Source organism: Streptomyces sp. LMG1-1-1.1 (assembly GCF_040815545.1).
Classification (GTDB): domain Bacteria; phylum Actinomycetota; class Actinomycetes; order Streptomycetales; family Streptomycetaceae; genus Streptomyces.
Genome location: NZ_JBFPNH010000098.1, coordinates 132132 through 152487, shown reverse-complemented (window position 1 = coordinate 152487; position 20356 = coordinate 132132). Strand labels below are relative to the sequence as shown.

6 protein-coding genes are annotated in these 20356 nt (G+C 67.6%); 5 read left to right on the top strand and 1 reads right to left on the bottom strand.

Going from position 1 to position 20356, the window contains the following annotated elements; translation table 11 throughout:
- The first annotated feature begins 139 nt into the window (after positions 1-139).
- The 5 genes from MRBLMG1_RS36880 (at position 140) to MRBLMG1_RS36860 (ending at position 19389) form a co-directional block, all read left to right on the top strand.
- Positions 140-3307 (top strand): SNF2-related protein, encoded by a 3168-nt coding sequence (locus MRBLMG1_RS36880; protein ID WP_367828525.1) that lies wholly within the window; start codon positions 140-142, stop codon positions 3305-3307.
- Complete coding sequence (locus MRBLMG1_RS36875; protein WP_367828524.1) at positions 3304-8970, top strand: hypothetical protein; 5667 nt, start codon at positions 3304-3306, stop codon at positions 8968-8970. Before MRBLMG1_RS36880 ends, MRBLMG1_RS36875 begins: the two co-directional genes overlap by 4 nt.
- On the top strand, positions 8967-15830 hold the full coding sequence (locus MRBLMG1_RS36870; RefSeq protein ID WP_367828523.1) for a DEAD/DEAH box helicase: 6864 nt from the start codon (positions 8967-8969) through the stop codon (positions 15828-15830). Before MRBLMG1_RS36875 ends, MRBLMG1_RS36870 begins: the two co-directional genes overlap by 4 nt.
- Entirely contained in the window at positions 15830-18211 is a 2382-nt protein-coding gene (locus tag MRBLMG1_RS36865) for a UvrD-helicase domain-containing protein (protein WP_367828522.1), read from the top strand. Before MRBLMG1_RS36870 ends, MRBLMG1_RS36865 begins: the two co-directional genes overlap by 1 nt.
- Positions 18212-18453: 242 nt before the next feature.
- A complete protein-coding gene (locus MRBLMG1_RS36860; protein ID WP_367828581.1) occupies positions 18454-19389 on the top strand; it encodes a DUF5655 domain-containing protein in 936 nt (311 codons plus the stop codon).
- 98 nt (positions 19390-19487) lie between these two features.
- On the opposite strand, the gene MRBLMG1_RS36855 is transcribed toward MRBLMG1_RS36860, so the two are convergent.
- Positions 19488-20234 carry a DNA-methyltransferase gene (locus MRBLMG1_RS36855; protein WP_367828521.1) on the bottom strand — a complete coding sequence of 249 codons (747 nt, stop codon included), beginning with the start codon at positions 20232-20234 and terminating at the stop codon, positions 19488-19490.
- Positions 20235-20356 lie beyond the last annotated feature (122 nt).

Sequence of the window (20356 nt, the reverse complement as noted above, 5' to 3'; positions counted from 1 at the left end):
GCGGCAGGTCAGGCATCTGAGCCAGCGCTGTCAGTGGTCGCGGATACAAATGCGGCAGTCGGCTGACACGGGGTGCCCCTCCTCCGGGTGCATCCGGAGAAGTACGGAAGAACAGCGGGATAAGGGAATGGAGCGGTACGTGACCAGCGCTGCGGAGACCGGCAGCCCCGGTGGGCAGGGCACGTTCGACGCCGTGGACGAGGACTCGCCCGACGTCACGAACGGTGCCATCGGTGTAGCTCGCCAGGCAAAGTATGCTCCCGGCGCACAGGTGCGGGTCCGGGACGAGCAGTGGCTGGTCAAGACCGTCACACCGGTGGGTGAGGACTGGATGATCGAGGCCACCGGAGTGTCCTCCTTCGTCCGGGGTACCGACGCCGTCTTCTACGACAAGCTCGACTACATCGAGGCCCTCGACCCGAAGAAGACGCAGCTGGTCCCGGACGACTCACCAAATCACCGCAAGGCGCGTCTCTACCTGGAGGCGGTCATCCGCAAGACCGCGCTCCCGCAGACAGAGCATGGGCTCGCCTTGGCCGACAACTTCCTCATGGACCAGCAGACCCACCAGCTGCGCCCGGCCGAGCTGGCACTCTCCAAGGAGAACCCTCAACCGCGGATCCTGATCGCCGACGTGGTGGGGCTCGGCAAGACCCTGGAAATCGGCATCCTGCTGGCCGAGCTCATCCGCCGCGGGCGCGGCGAGCGCATCCTAGTGGTCACTCCGGCTCACGTTCTGGAGCAGTTCCAGCGCGAACTGTGGACCCGCTTCTCCATTCCGCTGGTCCGCCTCGACTCCACCGGCATCCAGCGCATCCAGCGGGACATCCCGGCCGGCCGCAACCCCTTCGCGTACTTCAAGCGCTCGATCATCTCCGTGGACACCCTCAAGAGCGATGTCTATGCCCACCACCTGGAGAACTCCCACTGGGACGCGGTGGTCATCGACGAGTCGCACAATCTGGTCAACCGGGGCACCAAGAACAACGACGTCGCCCGCACTCTGGCCGACCACACGGACGCGCTCGTCCTCGCCTCCGCGACCCCGCACAATGGTGTCGCAGAGTCCTTCGCCGAGCTGATCGGGATGCTGGACAAGACGGCGATCGCGAACCCCGCGGAGTACGAGGTGAAGGACCTCGGCCATCTCTACATCCGGAGGACCAAGACCGACCGCGAAGTCCGGGACTCTCTCAAGGGCAAATGGGCCGACCGGGGACCGTCCGAACCAGTGCCCGTCGAGGCCGGGCCAAAGGAACGGGCGGTCCTCGAGGAACTCGCTGCCCGGTGGACGCCCCGCGACCCGGCCGCTTCCTCGGTCTGCGCCGACACGATGGTCGCTTACAACCTGCTGAAGTCGTTCCTGTCGTCGCACAGGGCGTTCCAGGACTCGGTCGCAGCCAGGAAGGGGGTCCTGGACAAGCCCCTGAAGGTCCGCAAGGGGCAGGATCCGGCGGTCCGCGAGACCGAGCGCAGAATTGAGCGCGAGGCCATCATGGAGCTGGAGCGACTCGCCGCCGACATCGGCGACGACGACTCCGCGAAGCTCGACGCCCTGGTGCGCGAGCTGAAGAAGATCGGTGTGGGGCCCGGGTCGGACACGCGGGTCGTCGTCTTCTCCGAGCGTATTCCCACGCTGAAGTGGCTGGCGCAGGCCGTACCGGCCAGGCTCGGCTTCCGGACCGGCACCAAGCAGGACGAGACCGAGGCGAAGTCGAAGCCCTGGCTGGCCTACGGCGGTGTGGTCCAGGTCATGCACGGCGAGGCCAGCAACGAGGACGAGCAGAAGGACATCGTCTCCAAGTTCGGTCTGCGCACCGATCCGGTGCGCATCCTCTTCACCGGTGACGTCGCTTCCGAGGGTGTCAACCTGCATCAGCAGTGCTACCAGCTGATCCACTACGACCTCCCGTGGTCGCTGATCCGTATCGAGCAGCGCAACGGCCGTATTGACCGTTATGGGCAGGGCACCCCGCCTCAGTTCCGGGCTCTGGTCCTCACCAGCGACGTGGAGTGGCGCAAGGACGTTGAGACCGGAGAAGCTCTGCCCCTGGATGACCGGCTGGTGGGTGCCAAGCTCCTCGCCCGCGAGGCGGAGGCACACCGGATCGAGGGATCGGCGGAGGCCGTCAGTGGCATCTACCGTGCGAAGGAGGAAGAAGACCGCCTCACGCGGGACCTCATCGCGGGGCGCACGGTTGAGGAGTCCATCAAGAAGTCCAGCGGCGGCGCCAAGGCGATGCTTGGCCGGCTGATGGGCAACGTCGGCGCGAAGAAGCCGACCGACGACGTACCCGGAGCCACCGTGCCCAGCCTGTTCGGGGCCTCGGGTGCCACGGCGGCCTACTTCGACGAAGCGCTGCGGCAGACGTACTTCCCCGACAAGCCGGAGAACGTCCTCAAGCTGCGCCGTGAGGACGACGGCACCATCGCCTTCGAACCGCCGTCGGACCTGGTGTACCGGCTCAAGGCCCTGCCCAAGGCGTACCTGACCGACCAGGGCATCTTGCCCACCGCGAAGAAGGAAGGGCGACTGCGCCTCACCTTCGACAAGGGGTTGGCCGCCAAGCGGCTCGAGGTCGCCCGGGAGACCACCCAGAGCCAGTGGCCGAATGTCAGTTACGTGTCGGACGTCCACCCCGTCCTGGACTGGGTGACCGACAAGGCGCTGGCCGCTCTCCGGCACGACCAGGCCTTCGTGCTCGCCTACGCCCCCGACCTCGAAGCGGCCGGGAAGCTGGACGAGCAGCTGCCAGCAGACCTGTCGGGCCCGGTCTACCTCGTCCAGGGCATCTACTCCAACGCGGTGGGCCGTCCCACCGTCGTCGAGTGGATGGCCATCGTCGGCTTGCCCGCCGCCCCGCGTGTCCTGCGGATCGATGACGCCTTCCTCGCCGCGTGCAACGTGGGCCCGAAGATGCCCGGACGTGCCGCCCCGGCCGACCGGGACGGGCTCCAGGACCTGGTGCCGGCAGCCATCGACGCTGCCACCCGGTTCCTCACCGACCGGGAGGCCGAGTACACGCGGCAGATCGACACCGTGCTCGCCCCGTACGAGAAGCGTGTCACGCAGTGGCAGCAGGACGCCTTGTTCGCCGTCGCGTCCCGTTCCCGTAAACACAAGCAGGACGTCGACCTCACCGCGAGCCGGCGTAAGGCCATGATCAGGTCGCTGCGGACTTCCGGGGCCCCGATGCTGCGCCTGCTCGGCGTCCTGGAACCGCTGTCCTCGACGCCTGTCGACTGGCACCCCGCTGTAGCCGACGTATCCGCCGCGCCTGTTGCCGGAGAGACGACCGACCGATGAGCACTGACTTCGATTCCTTCTCCAACCGCGGCGAGTACCTGTCCGCGTACTACTTCGCCGAGCAGCTCGGCGACGGGCTCAAGAAGGGCGTCCTCGCCGCTTGGGCAGACCGTGAGAGCGACGCGAACGACCCGCGTGCCACTCCGCGCGAGGCGCTGCGCGCCCTGCGTTCGACGTACCTGGACGAGAAGTACCGCGGTTTCTTCGCCGAGCAGGCCAAGGCCGACGAGCAGGACGACGCGGACCCGCAGGCGGAAGCCTTCGAGGCGCGCCTGAACACTTACCAGGACGAGGAATGGCGGGAGCGCGTCGCGGACTGGCACCAGCAGGTCCTCGCCGCCCTCGGATTTCCCGTCGCGACGGGGGCCGCCGATGGCACGGGGGCCGTACCCCCGGCTCGGACCTTGACCGTGCACCGGGCGGGTCGCGAGCACGAGGTGACGGTGGCCTGGCACGGCGACGGCATCGTGGCCGTCGACTGCGGCTGGTCCGCGAGCAACGACACGGCACTCGACTCGGACGGCTACGGCCGCCTGCTCCACGCGGTACGGGCAGGCAGCGGTGAGACCTACGAGACCGGGCAGGCGCTCGCCACCTGGCTCTTCCAGAGCGAACTCGGCGAGGAAGGCGGCACGGCCCCGCGCTTCGTCCTGCTGCTGTGCGGCGGAGTAGTCGTCCTTGCCGACCGTCAGACCTGGGGCGAAGGCCGATACTTGGCCGTCAACCTCGACGCTGCCCTGGAACGCAACGACCGCCGCCAGTACGGCGAACTCGCCACCATCGCCGGGCTGTTCAGCCACGAGGCGCTCGCCCCTGCCGAGGACGGCAAGGCGCCGGCCATCGACGCTCTGATCAAGGCGTCCCGTGACAACGCCGTGGGCGTGTCCAGCGAGCTGCGCGAAGGGCTCCAGAAGTCCGTCGAGATCATCGCCAACGCGGTACTAGAGCGCCTGGAGGAAATCGGGGTCGAACCGCGCGAGATCGAGCGCACCGACCAGCCCTTCGCCAGGCAGCTCACCCAGGAGTCGCTCCGCTACCTCTACCGGATCCTCTTCCTTCTCTACGCCGAAGCCCGCCCCGAGCTGGGCATCCTGCCGGCCGACGACGGTTCCTACGAGGCCGGGTACTCCATGGCCCGCCTCCGTGAACTGGTCCAGCGCGACGAGCAGCTGACCGAAGAAACCACCCGCAACGGCGTCCACCTCCACGCTTCCCTCGACCTGCTCTTCAAGAAGGTCAACAACGGCTACCGCCCCTACGGCACCGAGCCGAACGACGAATTGCCCGGCGACGATGAGGAGACCCGGCGCCGCAAGGAGAAGCACCGGAGCGAGGACCGGGGCCTGCGCTTCGAACCGCTGCGCAGCGAACTCTTCGAGCGCGACTCCGTACGGCTCATCGGCACTGAGACCCGCGACCCTCGCAGCGACGAGGACGCCGAGCCCCGCTGGCTGGACCTGCGACCGCGCAACAGCGCCCTGCACCAGGTGCTGCGCCTGCTGACCCTGAAGAAGGCCGACGGCCCCGGGGGTCGCGCCGGGTTCATCTCGTACCGCAACCTCGGCATCAACCAGCTAGGGGCGGTCTACGAGGGCCTGATGTCGTACACCGGCATCATCGCCGAGGAGGAGCTGTGCGAAGTCGCCAAGAGCGGCGACCCGGCGAAGGGCTCCTGGCTCGTCCCCTCCCAGCGACTCAAGGAGTACCCCGAGAACACATGGGTCATGTACGACGAGCACGACGTGCAGAGGGGGCTGCGCGGGCCCAGGAAGTACCCGCCGGGCTGCTTCGTGTACCGCCTCGCCGGCCGCGACCGGGAGACGTCTGCCTCGTACTACACACCCGAGTCCCTCACCAAGGTCACCGTCGAGCTCGCACTCAAGCACCGGGTAGACCAGGAGAAGGACGCCGACGGCAACGTCGTCAAGACGCGGGCCTCGGAACTGCTGAAGTACCGGATCTGCGAGCCCGCGCTCGGGTCGGGCGCGTTCCTGAACGAGGCGATCAACCAGGTCGCCGAGGAGTACCTGCGGCGCCGGCAGGACGAGCTGGGTGTCTCCATTCCGACGGCGGACGCGCTGACGGAGAAGCAGAAGGCCAAGGCGTACATCGCGCTGCATAACGCCTACGGTGTGGACCTCAACGCGACGGGGGTCGAACTGGCCGAGGTCTCGCTATGGCTCAACACCATGCACCCGGGCATGCGGGCGCCGTGGTTCGGACTGCACCTGCGGCGGGGCAACTCTCTGATCGGCGGACGCCGGACCGTCTACGCGGCCGGAGACGTAGCCCCCCAGACGGGCAAAGCCCCGTGGCTCAACGCCAAGCCCCTCACCCCGACGCCGCTGCCGTTCCTCAAGGACGGCGCGAAGCAGCCGCTGCCGGACGGGGCGGTGCACCAGTTCCTGCTGCCGACCCCTGGATGGGCGGCGGTGACAGGCGCAAGCGGGGACGCGAAGAAGCTCCTCGCGCTGCTCGCCGAGGACGGCGTCAAGGCGCTCGCGGACTGGAAGAAGGGGATCCTGCAGAAGCCCCATCGCCGGTTGACCAAGAAGACCGGCGAACCCATGCGCGACACGAAGACTGGCGACGAGGCCGCTTCTCAGTACACGCGCCTGCGTGACGCCGCGCGACGTGCTGAGTTCCTATGGTCCCTCGTGGTCAAGCGAATGGAGCTGTCGGAACGGGAGATCTCCCGCAGCATCGCCGTCTGGGGCGCGGACCCGAAGGACGAGGAGTTCGCCTTCCTGCGGCGCTCGGAGGCCGGCACGGATGATGCCGGTTCCGTACGGATGTCGAAGGAGAAGGTGTACGCCGACCTGTTCAAGGCTGCCGGAAGCCCATACTGGCGGCTGAAGCGGGTCATGGACGCATGGTGCGCGCTGTGGTTCTGGCCGGCTGAACAGGCAGGGCTGCTGGATGGCACGGACGACGTGTATCTCGGCGCCCCGGTGGTGGGCGGCGACGGCGTGGGCAGCATCGGTGACCTGATCGAGGCGACGATGGCCTGGGCCGTGGAGGCATCACCCGCCGACGTGCCGATTACCCGCTCGGTCGAGGCAGAGCCGCCGATGCCCACGAGCGCACCGCGCCTCGTGGAGAACGTGCTGCTCTTCGACATGGCAGGAGACCAGATCTCCCTGTCGGACATCGACGGCTCGTCCAGCGGTGTGGTGCACAAAGAGATCAAGGAAGCCGGCCCGTCGAGGACCACGGTCCGAACCAGCAAGCCCGCCCCTTCCCTCGCCCGGCCCGCGCGTCGCCCGCTCATCGCGCTGAAGGACCTCGACGACTGGCTGGACTTCCTGGAAGCCATGCTCGGACGCGGGCCGGTCCCGAGAACCGACTCCCTCATCGGCTCCATGAACACCCTGAAGGAGCTCAGCGACTACGAACAGCTCATCCAGAGTGAGACCGAGATGGACATGGACCAACGGGAACCGGAGGCCCGTTTCCCCTGGATGGGGATGGTTAGCGACATCGCCGACGATCAGGGCTTCTTGCACTGGGAGCTCGACTTCGCACTGGCCTTCTCGGAGGGCGGAGGGTTCGACCTTCAGGTAGGTAACCCACCGTGGGTGCGGCCCGAGTGGAAGGAGAACTCCGTCATCGCGGAGTTCGAGCCATGGTTCATGCTGACGGAGAAGCCTCCGGCCGCGGAGAAACACCGGCGTCGGACGGCCGAACTAGCGAGGCCGAAGGTGACCACGTACGTGCTGGGCGAGGTCACGTCGACGGTCACGACAGCGGACTATCTGTCAGCACCACAGGTGTATCCACTGATTGCAGGCACGAAGCCCGATTTGTACCGATCGTTCATGTGTCAGACCTGGCGCCACCTCGCCGCCTGCGGCACGATCGGCCTCGTACATCCCGACACCCACTTCACAGGCGCCAAGGAAGCAGCACTGCGGAATGCCGCCTACCGTCGGCTGCGGATGCACGGCGACTTCGTTAACGCAGGCAATCGCTTCTTCCCGCCACCCGTTGGCAGGTCCAGCCACTTCGGCGTGCACATCTATGGCGAAGACGGAGAGATCGACTTCGACCATCTTTCCTGGCTGTTCTCCGTCGATGCATTTCGGTTCTCAAAGGCGCACGATGGCAGCGGTGACGCGCCAGGGGTGAAGTACGAAGGCAGCTGGGACGAACGACCGCACCGCGCCCGTGTTGTCCGAGTCACCTCGCGCACGCTGGTCAAGTGGCAGGAACTCTCCGGAGAGCAGGATGTCCCAGCAGGCGAGGCCAGACTCCTGTCACCGGTGAGTTCAGCTGAGAATCCCGCCATCAACGCGCTTGCAGCCTACCCCCATCGATTGGGTAGCCTCTCGCCGCAGATCACGATCGGATTCGACGAGGGCGCAGCCAAGAAGCCGATCCATGGCTCCACCAAGGACACCCCTCTCATTGACTACAACAAGAGGCAGAAGGACCGAGAAGACTATCAGGCGGATTTCTGGGGAAGCGTCATCCTTAAAGGCCCCCAAATCGGAGTCGCCAACCCATTCTTCAAGCAGCCGAGCCAAGGTGGCGGCGAGGTCCTTGGGCTCAATCACATCGAGCTGCCCTCGGACGCGGTTCCGGAGTCAGAGTACCGGCGCGTAGCAGACGAGGCTACCTATCGCGAAGCGCAGGACTTGTGGCTGGACCATGCGGAGCTCAATCAGTTGCGGGGATCGACGGAATCACGAACGTCGATGCGCAAGCAACTCGCGGAGAAACTGATGCGTCCACTGTCCGAGGTATCGGACGAAACGGTGGACAATGCCCTCATTGCGCGAGCAACAAAGCCCAGTACACGCTTCGTCCGTTTGGCCTGGCGAAAGATGATCGCCCCCGATACGGAAAGGGCCCTCTACGCCGCATTGATTCCGCCAGAAGCTGCGCACGTAGACGGCTTGTTCAGCCTCACTATGCCATCCCGTTATGAGACAGCATTGGTTGCGGGCTTCTGGGCGTCACTGCCGCTGGACTATTTCCTTCGGACAACGAACCGCAATCAGCTGCAGTTCGCGAGCGCCAAATCCCTTCCGGCCCCTCGCATTCAGCACCCACTCACCCCAGCTCTCCTCCTCCGTACCCTCCGTCTCAACTGCCTGACCACCGCCTACGCCGACCTCTGGCAGGAGCTCTACGACCCCAAGTGGTCTGGCTACGAGCCCTGGGCGCGTACCTGGGAGCACATGACGACCGAGCTCCACGCCGTCACGCCCACCTGGCAGCGCGACACCCCACTCCGCACCGAGTACGCCCGGCGCGCCGCCCTGGTCGAGATCGACGCGCTCGTGGCCGTCTGGCTCGGAATCGACGCCGACACGCTCATCACCATGTACCGAGCCCGATTCCCGATCATGCAGGACTTCGACTCCGTGACCTGGTTCGACTCCACGGAGCGCAAGATCGCCGGCAACCGATACACCTTCGGCCACGGCCAGACCAGCGACGACTGGAAGGCCTTCGAGAAGTACCTCGCCGGCCAGAAGGACGCCTCCCTCCCCGAGGCTGAAAAGCCACCCGTCCCCGACGGCTACACCGCCCCCTTCTACAAGGCCGACCGCGAGCACGAGATGCGCGAGGCCCACGCCTACTTCCAGGAGCGTCTCGACAAGGCCGTCTCCGCCGGCCGTTGGGACCCGGTCAAGCAGGAGGTGCCCAAGTCGTGAGGCCGACGCTCGAAGCGCAGGGGCTCAAGGAGAGCCTGCTGCAGTACCTGTCGACCACGTACGCGCTCACGGACGAGGGTGCGCGACAGGCGTTGCACCAATTCCTGGGGGACGAGAACACCGGGATGTTCCGGGGGCCGTTCCTCCGTCTTCGTACGCCGTTCGTGCAGGCGGACGGGTCCTGGGAGAAGTACCTGGACTGGCGGCGAACCGACTGGGTGCCGTACGCGCACCAGGCGAAGGCATTCGAGCGGCTGTCCTCAGCGGGTGGTCGTACGCCGCAGCCGACGCTCGTGACGACGGGGACCGGCTCCGGTAAGACGGAGTCGTTCCTCTATCCGGTGCTCGACCACTGCGCCCGGGAGCGGAGGGCCGGCCGCACCGGGGTCAAGGCCGTGTTCCTGTACCCGATGAACGCGCTCGCCACCGATCAGGCGCAGCGCATCAACGACCTCCTGCGTGATGAGCACGAGGCATTGGGCAAGGTACGGGCCGGTCTTTACATCGGCGACCGGGCGGCAACCCAGTACGACCGGGTGTATACGCGCCGTTCCGACATGCAGATCTCGCCACCCGACATCCTGATCACCAACTACAAGATGCTCGACCTGCTGCTCCAGCGTGCGCAGGACGCCCCGCTGTGGGCGGACGCAGACATCCGCTACGTGGTCGTCGACGAGTTCCACACCTACGACGGCGCACAGGGCACCGACGTCGCGATGCTGTTGCGGCGGCTCGCCTCTGCCGTAGGGGCATCGGAGAAGGGACGGCCGCTGGGGCGGATCTGTCCCGTGGCGACCTCGGCGACGCTCGCGTCGGGTACGGACCAGGACGGCGTGCGGCAGCTACTCGATGTCGCGACGCAAGTGTTCGGGACGGAGTTCGACGCCTCCTCGATCGTCGGGGAGAACCGGCAGACAGTCGACGAGTTCGTGCCGCCGAGCGGCTTCGACCCCATGCTGCCGATGCCTGCGCCGGATGTGCTGGCCATGCTCCCCGACCCCTCCCTCGGGAACGAGGAGTTCGCCTCACTGGCGGAGGCGGTGACCGGGTCCCGGGAGACCGACCCGTACGTGCTCGGTGGGCACCTGAAACGACACATGCTGGCCTCGGCGGTGATGCACGCCCTCGACGGGCAGGTGCGGACCGTTCCCGAGGTCTTGGACCTGATGTGGCGCCGGGGAGCGCCATCTTGGGGACAGGCGATCACCCGACAACCGGAAGTGGCGGCTTCCGCGCTGGCCCGTCTAGTGGCGCTGCTGTCGGTGGCCCGCGACCCCGCGTCCACGCCCGAGAAGCCGCGTCCTTTCGTGCAGGTCGAGGTGCACCAGTGGGCGCGGTCGGTGTCCCGTCTCGTACGGGGGGTGCTGCCGTGGCCGAAGGCCGAGTTTCAGTGGGATTCGGCCGGTGCCACCGACCGCTCGGCGGAGCAGCCGGCGCGGACCGCGCCGGTGACGACGGCAACTGCGGGGCAGACGGCGAACCTGTTCCTGCCGGCGGTGTACTGCAGGGACTGCGGCCGGTCGGGCTGGGCGGTGTTCTCGCCGGAGACCGATGACGCCGACGTCCAGGTCGACACGCACAAGATCCGGCGTGCCTCGGTGAGCCAGGACAAGATGCGTGTCCGGAACCTAATTGCGGCCACGGAGAAGGAGGCGTTGGAGGGATCCGGTGCCGCGCCGATGGACGACGCCGGACGGCGCGTGGGAGCTGGCGGTTCGTCACTGGCCGCCACAAACTCCGGGCAGCTGCGCGTCCTGGACGGACCGAACCGTCGTCTCAGGTTGCCCGATCCGGTCCGAGACTACGACCGGGAGACGGGCGAGCCCCGGCTCGCGGGTTCCGACTCGGCCTTCGTCCTCGTGTACCTCGGTGACACCGCGACCACCGCCGCCGAGGACGACTGGTGTCCTGCCTGCGGCTCGCACAACGCGATCCGCTTCCTCGGTACCGGTGCGGCGGCCCTCGCTGCGGCCTCGATCACCCAGCTGTTCACCGGCGGGGAGATGGACGACCAGCAGGGTGAGGACAAGACCCTGATGTTCAACGACTCGGTGCAGGATGCCGCACACCGGGCCGGGTTCGTGGCCAGTCGTTCGTACACATTCTCCCTGCGGGCGTTGTTCAAGAAGCATCTGTCGGAGGAGCGTCCGACCGCTCTGCACGATCTGATCGCCGACGTGGTCGCGGCGACCACCGACCGGGAGACCCTCGCCGCCGTCGTCCCCACCGACCTGCACGACTTCAAGGGCGTCCAGCGGCTCCTCTCGGGCGAGGGGCGGGGCGGCGACCGCAAGACCTGGGAGTTGATCGGCGAGCGCTTCGCGTTCGAGGCGCTGATGGAGTTCGGTTTCCGCTCCCGCAACGGTCGTACGCTGGAGCTCACCCGCACCGCCGCCGCGCACGTCCGCATCAAGGACGAGGCCGCGGCGATCGCTCTGGTCAAGGCCGCGCACACCGAGCCGTACGGGAAGGGGGGCGGCCTGCCGGTCATCGAGCAGGACGACGCCTGCTACCTCGGGTTCCTGCGGATCTTCCTGGAGCGTCTGCGGACCCGTGGCGCGATCGGGCACAGGTGGCTGGAGGGGTATCTGTCGGAGGCCGGCACCAGTCGGTACTTCATCTGGGGCAAGCGGCCTACCGGGATGCGCGCCTTCCCCAAGGGCATCGCAGCCCCGGTGTTCCTGCTCAGCGCCCCGAAGGCAAAGAGCGAGTTCGACTTCGCAACGGGGCGGCTGTCCTGGTACGAGCGGTGGGCGCAGCGTGTTCTCGGGCTGCCGCGTGAGCAGGCGGCCGAGTTCTGGTCGAGGCTGCTGCCCGCACTGGTCGAGGCCAGGCTGCTTTCGGTGCGGACCCCGCTGGACGGCACCCTGCGGATCTACGGCCTCAAGCCAGGCGCTGTCGATGTGCAGCTCCTGAAGGACACGGAAGTAAACGAGGCGTTCGTGCGCTGCCCGGACTGCTTCTGGGAGCAGACCGTCCACCCTCGCCTGCTCGGCCAGTGGGACGGGCAGCCCTGCCCGTCGTACCGCTGCCGCAAGGGCCGTCTCGTCGCCGGGAACCGACCCGAAGGGCTGGGCAGGCACCAGCGGGACCGGGACTACCGCGAGGACTACTACCGTCGGCTGTACCGCAAGGCCGGTACGTACCAGGTCATCACGGCCGAGCACACGGGCATGCTGACCCGTCCGGAGAGGGAGAAGGTCGAAGCGGCATTCAAGGACGGCAGCGGGTTCAAGGACCCCAACGTGCTGTCCTGCACGCCGACTCTGGAGATGGGCATCGACATCGGCGATCTGTCAGCCGTCGTACTCGCCGCTCTGCCCAGGCGCGCCGCCAACTACGCTCAGCAGGTCGGCAGGGCCGGTCGCCGCACCGGGAACGCGTTCCTGCTGACCATCCCCGATCGCAGCCGCCGTGATCTGTACTACCTGGATCAGCCGCGCGAGATGATCGCCGGGCAGATCGTGCCGCCGGGCAGTCACCTGTCGGCCATCGAGATCCTGCGCCGTCAATACCTCGCGCACCTGCTCGACCTGGCCGCGCGGGGCCGGATGCTGCGTCCCGACGGCCGGCCGCTACCCGCCGTGCCCCACCAGGCACCCGCGCTCTTCGGCCCGTCGGGATACCTCGCCGATCTGGTCGAGACAGCGCTCGCCGACGCCGATAGCCTGGTCGACGGTTTCCTCGGGCTCTTCCCCATCGGGGTCAACGAGCAGGCGGCGGAAGACCTGCGGACCTACGCGAAGCGCAAGTTGCGCAGCGCGGTGGAGCGGGCCGAACGGCAGTGGCAGCGTGGTGAGGACGTGCTGCGCCGGCGACTGAAGTACATCGCGGAGGCCCGCGACGAACTTCACGACACCGAGGACGAGCAGCGCGCCCGCAAGGCGGAACTCGATGCCGAGCACCGGGCGGTCGGCAAGCGACTGCACAAGCTGGGCCTCACCACGGCCCAGCAGGCTCTGTGCGACCTCGGCCTGCTCCCGAACTACGCCCTCATCGACTCGGTCACCACCCTCAACGCGACGCTGTACTGGCCCGACAGCAAGGACCCGAACACCGACAGAGACCGTTTCGACTCCAAGGTCCGCTCCTACGACCGTCCCCGACGCTATGCCCTGTCCGAACTCGCGCCGGGCAACACCTTCTACGTCAACGGCTACAAGCACGAGATCACCGGTGTCGACATCGGCAGCTCCTCCCAGCCGGACTGGAAGACCTGGCGGTTCTGCCAGGAATGCGGCTACGTCCGGACCGAGAACGCCAAGGACGACCGGCAGCCGTGCCCGCGGTGCCACAGCGCCCGGATCGCGGACGACGGATCGTGCCTGCACCAGGTCGTCGAGCCGACCGTAGTCACCTCCCGCGACAAGCGCGAGGACGCACGCATCGGAGATGACAAGGACGACCGCGACCAGCGGTACTACACGGTCATCGACGCGGTGGACATTCCGCAGAACGAGATCCAGCAAGGAACGTCCTGGAGGCACACCCGCCAGACTTTCGGCATCGACTACTGCCGCAAGGCGGTGATCCGTCGTGTCAACGTCGGGCCGATGCGGTTCGACTCGCAGTCCGAGGACGAACTCGCCGGGCAGGACGTCCGCATGGCACCGTTCCACGTGTGCACCGCGTGCGGGGCGGCGACCGCCGACGGCAAGCCGGTCTTCGACCACGACACCGATGCCCTGGGCTCCTCCGCCGGCCACAACCCGAAGGTCAAGCATCACCAGCCCTGGTGCCCGCTGCGGCGCGGGAAGAAGGCCTCCGAGGTACCCCAGCAGCCGGTGCTCCTGGCCCATCAGCTACACACCGAAGCCCTGCGGGTGCTGCTGCCGGCGGCCACCGTGCTCGTGGAGGAGAAGATCTACTCCTTCAAGGCCGCGCTGCGGCTCGGTGTCGACCGACAGTTCGGCGGCGATCCCTCCCATCTGGACACCACACTGGCCAGGATGCCTGACCAGGCCACCGGCGAGAAGCGCCACTTCCTCGTGCTCTTCGACCGGCTCCCCGGCGGCACCGGGTACCTGGACCGTCTGACTGACTCCGACGACTTCAAGGAAATGCTCCTCAAGGCCCGCGCCGTGCTCCTCGCGTGCCCCTGCCAGGACGAGGGCCTGCGTGCCTGCCACCGCTGTCTGCACCGCCACACCGAGGAACGACACCAGGATGTCGTCTCACGCCGGGAAGCCCTGACGATCCTCGGCGACCTCCTCGGCCCGATCGACGAGAACGGCGAGCCGCTACGCGACGGCGACGGCAACCCCATCGACGGCTGGTCGGTCGGCAAGGTGGAGACCACCGACCTGATCGGCCTGGACAAACAGGTCGAGTCCGACCTCGAAGCCCGCTTCCTCGCGGCCCTGCGCAAGTGGAGCGAGACCCAGGACGACGCCGCGCTCGACGAGAGCGGCACGAACAGCGGATATCTCCGCTTCACCGGCTCCGGAGCCGGGCCGGGCGAGGGTAAGGGGACAGACGCCAGGACCGTGCGGTCCACGGGATGGCGGCTGACAGCCCAGCGCAACCTGGAGTACACCCGTACCGACTTCACCTTCGAGTCCACCGACGGACCTCGCCGGTCCGTCACCGTCTACCTCGACGGACACCGCTACCACGCCAGCCGCAAGCACAACCGGATCGCCTCCGACTGCGCCAAGCGCAACGACCTACGGGCAGACGGGCACATCGTCTTCCAGATCACCTGGGACGACCTGGAACTCTTCGAGAAGGGCGACGCCGCCAAGGCACGGCCGGTCTGGCCGCCGTACCGGCGGACCGGGCAGGACACTGCCAAGGAGTGGTACGAGGAGATGGGCGGCGACCGTGCCCACTTCGCCGACGCGGTGTTCGCCAACCCCATCGAAACGCTCCTCGCCTACCTGCGGCAGCCTTCGCGTACCGCCTGGGGACAGCGGGCCAAGGCACTTGTCGGCGGACTGATGAGCGCCCCCGAACCGCTCGTCCAGCAGGCCGACAGGAACCAGGCGCGTGAAACGGTACGCACGGCCCTCGCCGCTCTCGGCCGAGGGGCTGGACCGGAACCGGAATCGGAGGAAGGTGACGGGGACGTCCTCGTCCTGCACGCAACGGACGAGTGCGGGCTGCCGCTGATCTACACCGTGGACGCCTCCGGGGACGACGGCGCGGAGCAACCAAAGTGGAGCGCGATCGCCGTCCTCGACGACCTAACGGAGGCTGTCGGCACCGACGCGCACAAGCTCATGTGGCGGTCCTGGCTGTACTGGTCGAACCTACTGCAGTTCCTGGCCTTCGCTGGTGGCGACGGCATCCAGCTCGCGACCAGTCAGGCCGCCGGCTTCCCCGTGGAGATCCTCACCATCGGCGGAGGCATCGGCGAGCTCGAATCATTGATGGTGCAGCGGCGGCCCGCCCCCGATGCGGAGAAGGTGCCGGCGCAGAGCCCTGCGGGGGCCCCGGTCAGCGATGTCGGATCCGCCACCGAACCCACAGCGGAATCCCCTCTGGAAAAGGCGGTCGCCGGGATCCTGCGGGACAGGGCCTGGGACGAGGACATCATCGACCTCCTGGAAGAGGACGAACCGGACTCCGACCTCACTCGACTGGCCAAGCAGATCGCCGCAAGCGGCAAGAAGGCCCCCGTCTTCGGCTACGAACTCGGCGAACGAGGCTGGCAGGCGGACTTCGCCTGGATCGATCCCTCCATCAAGGTCGCCGTTGTCACCGCAGACGCACACGGCACTCAGGACGACGAGCGACGCAAACGGGACGACGCGTACGCCGCCGACGGCTGGACCGTACGCACAGCCGCCGACTGGCTCAGCCATCTCGACACCCTTCTCACCCTCCTCCCCGATACGAAAGGCCCGACCACCTGATGACCGCACGGCTCAGCCTGTACGAGAAGGCAGAAAACGAGCTCTACAAGCTCGACCGCTCGGTCAAGGGCAGGTTCTACGATTTCTGCCACCGCTTCCGGCAGAACCCCGACCATCCTGGCCTCGACCTCAAGCCCCTCAAGGGCGACGGACGGGTCTTCCGCGCAAAGATCGACCAGTCGTACCGGGCCCTACTGGCCAAGGCGGGCGTCGATGAGCGAGGACAACAGCGGTGGCTCGTCGTTGCCGTGCGGCACCGCAAGCACGTCTACGAAGAACTCTCCGTCGCGATCAACCGCGTCACGGGCGAAATCGAGTTCGTCGACCTGTCCGTGGTCGGACCGAGCGTGCTCCAGCGCGCCGGCGTCACCCTCACCCCGATCGACCAGACTCCCGACCCGGCATCCGACCACGAGGCCGCGCCGCCGGCGCAGGTCGCGGAGGTCTCCAAGCCCGCCACCACTGCACCGCTTCCGGCTGTCGAGCCCGCCGAGCCGCTGCTGTCCGGGGTCACCGGCGAGGACCTGCGAGAGCTCGGTGTCGCCACGCAGCTCATCGACCTCGCGCTCGCCGTCACCGAGAGTGCCGAACTCGACCAGCTGGTGTCCGGCGCCCCCCTGCTGACCAAGGACATCCTTTACGGTCTCGCCGCCGGGATGCCCATCGACGAGGTACGCCGGGAAATCACCGCGCCCGTCGACGTACGACTCCCCGAAGAGGAGCGCCACGACCTCGGGGCGGCCCTGGCTCGCACCACCGTCACCACCATCGACGACGACGTCCGCGACGTTCTGGAGGAAGGAGACTTCCGGGCCTGGAAGGTCTTCCTCCACCCCACCCAGGCCAAGCTCGTCGACCGCCGCTACAACGGACCCGCCCGCGTCTCCGGCGGCCCCGGAACCGGCAAGACCATCGTCGCCCTTCACCGGGTCCGGCACCTGGCCGGGCAACTTCCTCCCGGTCACAACAAACCGATCCTGCTCACGACCTTCACCAAGAATCTCACCGTCGACCTCCGCGCCCGCCTCGCTTCCCTTCTGGATCCGGAGCTTCTCGCTCGCGTAGAGATCACCCACATCGACAAGCTCGCGGCCCGCGTCCTCAACGAAAACTCCCTGAGCGGCGCCGGCAAACAGCGCATCTACGACACCGTCGCCTTGGGGATGCTGCAGCAGCTCCTGTTCGAGCTCGACGAGAAGCGCTGGGAAGCCGAGTTCCTCTACGAGGAATGGGAGCAGGTGATCCTCGGCCAGTCCCTTGGGAACCGCAAGGCGTACTTCGAGGCCCGCCGGGCCGGCCGCGGCCGGTCGATCAATCGCCCCGAGCGCGCGCAGATCTGGAAGATCCTGGAGCAGTTCACCGCGCGTCTCGACAAGGAGAACCGCGAAACCTGGGGTCAGGCGGCCGAACGCGCCGCCCGCTTCGAGATGGAACGCGCCGCCAAGATTCAGGCACGGCAGGAACACAAGGACGCAGTCGGCGGCAAGGACCTCATTCACCGGGACGACAGCTCCGGCATGCGCTACATCGGGCACCGCTACCGCCACGTCGTCGTCGACGAAGCTCAGGACCTGCGCCCCGCCCACTGGAAGATGCTCCGTGCCATGGTCGCGCCGGGCCCCGACGACATGTTCATCGCCGGCGACACCCACCAGCGCATCTACGACCAGCAGGTCACCCTTGGCACCGTTGGCGTCAACATCAGGGGCCGCTCCTCCCGCCTCACCCTCAGCTACCGCACCACGCAAGAGATCCTCGCCCGCGCCATGCAGGTCGTGGACACCAAGGGAAGCACCTTGGCTTTCGACGACCTTGACGACGGAACGGACAACCTCGCCGGCTACCGCTCCGTACTCCGTGGCCCCGTCCCCGAACTCGTCCCCTGCAATTCCTGGGACGACGAACTCACCCAGCTCGCCACCACCATCCACACCTGGCGCGAAGAGCTCACCTCGGGCGACGGTGGCAATGGCCCGCGCCGTGATCCGCGCGGCAACATCGCCGTATGTGTCGCCGACCGCGACTCGGTGAACCAAGTCATGTACTACCTCGCCACGGAGGCCGGCATCACCGTCGCCGAACTCACCAAGGACGGCGTCAAGGGCGACGGCGAGGTGCACGTCGGCACCATGCACCGCTTCAAGGGCCTCGAATACCAGAAGCTCGCCATCGTCAGCGCCCGCGACGGAGTCATCCCCCGCACCTCCGTCATGAACCGCTATCGCGAGACCGACCCCCAGCGCTTCCTCCGGGAGGAACGCAAGTCCCGCTCCCTCCTCTTCGTCGCCGCGACTCGCGCCCGAGACACCCTGCGCATCAGCTGGCACGGCGCGCCGAGCCCGTACCTCCCGCGCGATCACGAATCGCTCCGCGTCCCGTAACTCGGCCAGAACTCCAGTCCGCCTCTTCCCATGAGACCTCCAACCGCCATACACCCCCGCTCCCCCGGCAATCCGATCACCATGCCGTGATTGAACTGGGCCCATGCACTCGGAAAATCGGCGGGACTGCGACGGTTGACATGTGCCAGGGCTTCGGCCGACCGTTTCCCGCTGCACAAAGGCGGAATACGCGGAGCCCCCCGTCGATTGGTCCTCTTACAGGGATCATGGGAGGGGCGCTGGTGGCCGAGCTGATGCTGTTCCGGCAGGACGCGGACGGGCGGGATGTCGAGCTGTCCGGTTCGACGGTGGCGCTGGAGGTGGAGCTGCAGCGGCGGGTCGAGGCCGGTCTGGAGCAGATGCTCGGCATCCGGTTCGTGGCGTCGGAGTATGCGACTGGTCCGTGGCACCGGGGGCGGATCGACACGCTGGGGCTGGACGAGAACGGCAGCCCGGTCGTGATCGAGTTCAAGAGGGGCTCCGACAGCGGGGTGCTGTCGCAGGCCGTCTCGTATCTGTCCTGGCTGCGCTCGGCGCAGCACGAGTTCGAGGCGCTCGTCCGGAAGATGCTGGGGGCGGAGGCGGCGGAGTCGATCGACTGGCGGCGTCCGCGGATGGTCTGCATCGCGGCCGGCTTCTCCCACCATGACCGTGTGGCCGTGCAGTGGCTGCCCGAGCGCATCGACCTGGTGCGCTACCGGGTCTTCGAGGGCGGCCTGCTGAGCCTGCTGCTCGTCGATTCCTCGCCCGGCTCTCCGAGCGCCTCTTCGTCTCGGCGGAGCCGTGAGCGGGACGCGGTGGGTGACAGCGCGCCGGCGGCCCCGGCGACTCCTGCGCCGACAGGTGCCGGGCTCGTGCCGGAGTCCTTGCGGGACCTGTACGCGGAGCTGGACGAGGCGCTCACGGCGTGGGGCGAGGTCGAGGTGGCGCCGCTGCGGCACTACATCGCCTACCGGCGGCTGGTGAACGTGGCATCGGTGATCTTCCGTCCGAAGCACGAGGCGATCCTGGTCTATCTCAGACTCGACCCGGACTCGGTCGTGCTGGAGGAGGGCTTCACCCGGGACATGCGCGGTATCGGGCATCTCGGGACGGGGGACCTGGAGGTGCGCCTCGTCTCGGCGGCGGACTTGGAGAAGGCGGCGCCGTTGATCCGGCGGGCTTTCGAGGCAGCTTGACGCAACGAGGAGGGCGGCTGGCGCATCGGTCATTCGATGCTCCAGTCGCCCTTCGGCGTCTGCGGCCCGCCGGTCCCAGGCTCTCTCCGCTCTCATGATCACGCCTCCGGTCCGGCCAGGTCGAAGTCGTCCTTGGTCAGCTCTGCACGGAGCCGCTGCTCGGCCACGTCGGCGTAGTGCGAGGACAGCTCGACGCCCACGAAGCGACGGCCCTCTCGAAGAGCTGCGACGCCCGTGGAGCCGCTGCCGGTGAACGGGTCGAGGACGGTGCCGCCCTCGGGGCAGACCTGCACGAGCTGCTGCATGATCTCGACGGGCTTCTGGGTGATGTGCACCCGGTCCTTACGGGGCTGGGAGGCGATGTAGTGGCCGGGCAGGTAGAGGTCGCGGGTGTTGTCGAGGGATCCCTTGACGCCCCAGATGATGAACTCGGAGTCCTGCTTCGGCCCGCCCTTGCGGGGCCGGCTGGCGGGCTTGATCCACGGGATGGTGCCGCTCCAGGTCCACCCTGCCATCTGCAGGGCGTCGGACGTTGTCGGTTCCTGGCGCCAGTCGGAGAAGACCATGGCCACCGCGTGCTCGGTCGAGGCCCGGTACGCCTCGGTGAGCAGTTCGGTCAGCCAGGAGCGGTAGGAGCGCTGGTCGCGGTTCTCGCCAGGGAAGTTGGCGAGGTCGTGGGCGCTGTTGCTGGTGACGTACTTGGCGCGCGCGGTCCGTCCGGTGCGTTCCGAGCTCGTACGGCCGCCGGAGTTGTACGGCGGGTCGGTGATCACGGCGTTGACGCTCTTGTCCGGAAGGGACTTCAGCACGGTCAGGGCGTCGCCTCGGTGCAGCGTGTAGCTCATGGGAGTGCCTCTCTCAGGGCATGGCGGGGCTGGGCCCGCTCCGGGCAGCGCTCAACGGCGTTCTTCCGGTGCGGGGTTGTGCTGGAGGTTAGTGGCGATCTCCGGCCGTACCTAACGAGGCG

What these genes read in the sequence shown, in the direction of transcription:
- MRBLMG1_RS36875 (WP_367828524.1), top strand. Translation starts at nt 3,304, where the DNA reads ATGAGCACTGACTTCGATTCCTTCTCCAACCGCGGCGAGTACCTGTCC.
- MRBLMG1_RS36855 (WP_367828521.1), bottom strand. Translation starts at nt 20,234, where the DNA reads ATGAGCTACACGCTGCACCGAGGCGACGCCCTGACCGTGCTGAAGTCC.
- MRBLMG1_RS36865 (WP_367828522.1), top strand. Translation starts at nt 15,830, where the DNA reads ATGACCGCACGGCTCAGCCTGTACGAGAAGGCAGAAAACGAGCTCTAC.